At 31.2% G+C, this 256-nt stretch carries 1 protein-coding gene; it reads left to right on the top strand.

From position 1 onward, the window contains the following. Positions 1-18 precede the first annotated feature (18 nt). On the top strand, positions 19-256 hold a 238-nt coding region (gene argS, locus ACYPV9_RS14265), incomplete at its 3' end, for an arginine--tRNA ligase domain-containing protein (protein ID WP_459744842.1).

The raw sequence follows: 256 nt of genomic DNA, 5'->3' as shown, positions 1-256 counted from the left end.
TACTATTAATTTACCAAATTGATAGTAGCTTTTAAAAAATGGGGATCAGAAGAAACAGTCCGTGAAAATCCAATTAAAGAATTACTCGAATTATATGTTCGTTTTCACGAGGAGGTAGAAAATGATCCTGAATTAGAAAATCAAGGTCGTGAATGGTTTAAAAAATTAGAGGACGGCGATAAAGAAGCTATTCGTTTATGGGAGTGGTTTCGTGAAGAATCCTTAAAAGAATTTCAAAAAGTTTATGATATGTTAA

The organism is Polaribacter sp. OB-PA-B3 (assembly GCF_054589375.1).
Note: the sequence above shows the minus strand (reverse complement) of the source record. Positions and strands in the feature narration are given on the sequence as shown.